Here is a 3,013-nt window from a genome sequence, read left to right as displayed (position 1 = left end):
AGCGGCACATGATAGGCCGCACCTACAGGTCGGATACATGGCCGCACCAACCAGCAAAGGCAAAGCTCAAAGAATCCCTTGCCAACGGAGAGCCGTCCATGCACGGCCCCGAAGCTGCCGGACGGCAATGCGCCCAATATCGGAAGTTGAGGTGATCTCTGAAGCCGCCTGAAAGCAGACAATTCGCGGACCATGCTGCAGATCGCGGTTGCGTCAGTTCCGGGACATCCAAGTGATCCTTTTGCCCGGCGGGGCATTCGCGTGGCAGCTAGTGCACTTGCCCCCCGGCTGCCTCGAACGGAAAGGCTCTTTGGCCTCAGTCAAACTACTTGGGTCGCCAAACCGAGAGGCGCACCGGGAGACGTGTCGACGCTGATCAGTTGATCCCGAACGCTGGGATGTCTAAGCCTGCGAACCGGTTTTCGCGCTCGATGCGGCGTCCGGCACCGCTTGTCTGAAGGTTGGCCGGAAGGACAGCGGCCAGCTGGCCGGGAGTTGGCTTGTACCGGCTGATGATCTCGACGTTTCGTGATAAGTCGAACTCAATCGCCGAGCGCCGGTAGAAGCCGCGTTCTATCCTAGCTTTGATGTCCATCATCATGTCGAATGTCGTTAAATCTAATTGCTTCTCCGCAACGCGAGACCGGTCGCCTTCGAACTGCAGATAAAATTCAGGGCTACTGCCAAAGAAGACGTGCAACGCCGTCGCCAGATCGCAGTCTTCGCGCCGGGTGATCCAGAGCAGCGGCGCAAGGCCGTAATCCCAATTCCAGTTCAGCGCCGCCACATGGCGTTCATCGGGATCGGCTTGGCGCAGCCAATTGGCATAGCGCACGAATTCGCTTGGCGAGTAGTCGTCCCATGTCTGGCAATGTTTAGCCCAGGTCAGGAGCATGGCGTCGTCGTCGGCGCTTATATGTTTCCAGGCGCTGGCCAGTTCGCGTCGCTTTTGTTCCTTCTCCGACCGCTCCTTCCAAAACGCCTGCCGGGCGTCGATGATCCTCGAATGACCGGGTTGGCAGATGGTCAGTTGCTCGAGCGAGTCTTTCCTGAACATCAACATGATTTCAAACCCGTCATCCGTGTTGCCGCTGAGATACCTGACATCGGGATGGGTGATCTCCATCGTGGCAAATCCGAGTCTGGCGATCTCGCTGTCGGCGTCCGATCGAGCCATCCCGATTGCGAAGCCATAGAGGCTGATGGAACCCGGAAAGGGGGATCTGAAGTCGATCTTTTCCACGATGTGGTCGCTGGCGATTCCGCTTGGATCGTTGTTGGCGCTTGGCCCGAACCCGAACTGCACGCCGAATTTTCCGCCACGGCTGTGTTCGGACCACTTCTCGCGTGGAAATGTCTCCTCGATCCGAGCTTGCGTCATTAGTGGGCGAAGCTGAACAATCTTGCTGATATAGTCATCCATGCTGGCGTAGATTGCCTCTAACGAGACCTTGGGACAACCGCCCGTATGCTTTTTTGGACACGGGCAATCAAATCGTCGTCACCTGCCGTCGCGCCCGTCGTCCTCAGCGGTCAGCCGATCGAGTTCGGCAAACAGCCGCTCTTCCCAAGCTGTCCGCTCCGTCGCCGACTCCCAGAGTCGCAGCAGAGAATAGTGCCCGAACCGAAAACAGCGGGCCGACCAGCGCCCGCGGGAGACACCCTCGCTTCAATGGCTCTCGAAGGTGAGCACGGTGTTCTCGAAGCGCCGCGCCGCTAGGTCGGCCGGTCGGATCCAGTATTGCGCCGCGCCGGCGTCGCCCATGTGCCAGTCGAGCGCATTGTCCCAGCGAAGCTGGAGCAGAAGGATGTGCTCGGGCGCCATCAACTCGGCCGCGTCCTGAATGGCGACGCCGCGGCCCAGCATCTGGTGCTGTGCGTATGCGCCGTTCTTGCTGAAGTCTGGATCGCGCAGCACGCTGTGCCGGTAGCGGAGCGCCTCGACGACAGCGTCGGGCACCTGCGCGATCCCGTCCGGATCGGCGAGCGCGCTTTCGGCGCCTTCGACCGCCGCCCTCGCGACCCAGTCGTTCAGCACCATAGGCAGGCGCTTGTGCATATAGTGGCGCTCGAGCACACCTTCCGGCAGCGCGCCGGCGCGCAATTCCTCGAGTAGCGCAAGGAGGTCGGTCCGTTGGTTCTCGTCGAGGGCCTTGCCACGCAAGGCCTCTCCGGTGGTTGCCAGCTGAAAAATCCGCCAGCGCTCCTTTTCGAATTGCGTGTAGCGTTCGAGCAGGGCGGAGAGCCGCGACCGTTCCGGGTCCTCGGACCTCGCCGGCAGGGTGTCGAGCCGCGCCTTGATCCCGATGGCCTCCTCCTTGATGTATGACTTCAGGTAACCCAGCAGGACCTCGGCGGTCCGGCGGTTAGTCGGAAACCCCTCGAACGGGATCCAGAGCCGGTCCGTGGGCTTGCCGTGCGCGGAGAGCGCGTCGTTCCAGGAGACTGGCGCGCCATGAAACGCGACGAGCTGCTGGCGGCGGCGCTGCTTGGCGACCTCCCATGGGAAGCCGTCGCCGGCATCCGGGTCGCCTTCCTCCACCTCGGCGACGTCCTCCAACCAGCCGAGCTCGATCTCGATGCGCGGATAGAAGCGTGGATAGACCTTCTCCGGCTTGTCGTGCCAGGTCAGCCAGGGATATCGGTAGCGAGCGTTCTCGGCGCCGTCGATCGGCTCCAGAAATCCGGGATTGTGCTGAGGACCCCAGTCCTTGCGGGCCTTGCCTTCGACATAGCGGACGACGAAGTGGCTCGCATCGCCGTCGAAATTGCCCGACATCGGCGCGAAGAAATAAAGATAGCCGTGCGCGGGAAGCAGCGAGCGTGCCGGCCCGTCGGGCAGCGCGCCAAGGTCGACTTGGCCCATGAAGGTTAGCGGCTCGAGCAGCCCCTTGCGGTTGTGGATCATCGGCCAGTCCAGATCGTCGGGCGCCAGCGGCACGCCGCCGAAAAAGCTCATCGTGCGCTGCGGGTGGCGCGGTGGGAAGACGTGGCGGATGGCAAGGCAGGCCCG

At 62.1% G+C, this 3,013-nt stretch carries 2 protein-coding genes; both read right to left on the bottom strand.

Going from position 1 to position 3,013, the window contains the following annotated elements; all coding sequences use genetic code 11:
- Positions 1-376: 376 nt before the first annotated feature.
- A complete protein-coding gene (locus X739_RS136655) occupies positions 377-1,423 on the bottom strand; it encodes a DUF4274 domain-containing protein (protein ID WP_023796694.1) in 1,047 nt (348 codons plus the stop codon).
- 246 nt (positions 1,424-1,669) lie between these two features.
- The coding region (locus tag X739_RS01000000167015; RefSeq protein ID WP_032924628.1) for a DUF1963 domain-containing protein at positions 1,670-3,013 on the bottom strand (1,344 nt) is incomplete at its 5' end.

It is taken from the genome of Mesorhizobium sp. LNHC209A00 (assembly GCF_000502915.1).
GTDB lineage: Bacteria > Pseudomonadota > Alphaproteobacteria > Rhizobiales > Rhizobiaceae > Mesorhizobium.
Note: the sequence above shows the minus strand (reverse complement) of the source record. Positions and strands in the feature narration are given on the sequence as shown.

Coding starts and splice junctions, on each gene's coding strand:
- X739_RS136655 (WP_023796694.1), bottom strand. CDS start 1,423: ATGGATGACTATATCAGCAAGATTGTTCAGCTTCGCCCACTAATGACG.